1 protein-coding gene is annotated in these 278 nt (G+C 65.5%); it reads right to left on the reverse strand.

Features of this window, described 5'->3' with window-relative positions; genetic code table 11:
* Positions 1-28 precede the first annotated feature (28 nt).
* The coding region (locus tag RMT89_RS42680; RefSeq protein WP_315889142.1) for a cupin domain-containing protein at positions 29-278 on the reverse strand (250 nt) is incomplete at its 5' end.

Genomic DNA, 278 nt, shown 5'->3' on the forward strand with positions numbered 1-278 from the left:
GGCGACTATGCTGTCCCCGGACCCGTCCCTAATTCGGCGGGCTGTCGTACAGCGGTTTGCCCTTGTCGACGATGTGCACCGTCAACAGCTTGACGGACTTGTCGCCCACCACCTTGAAGCCGCCGTGCGGGACGTCGCGCTTGTTGATGATGGTGCGGCCGGTGGGAAACGGCACCTGCTTGCCGTCGGGCGTCTCGATGGTGCCGCCCTCGAGCACATAGGCCGCCTCCTCACCGTGGTGGATATGCCGCGGCAGGGTTTCGCCGGGCTTGATCTCC

The organism is Streptomyces sp. P17 (genome assembly GCF_032436805.1).
Lineage (GTDB): Bacteria > Actinomycetota > Actinomycetes > Streptomycetales > Streptomycetaceae > Streptomyces.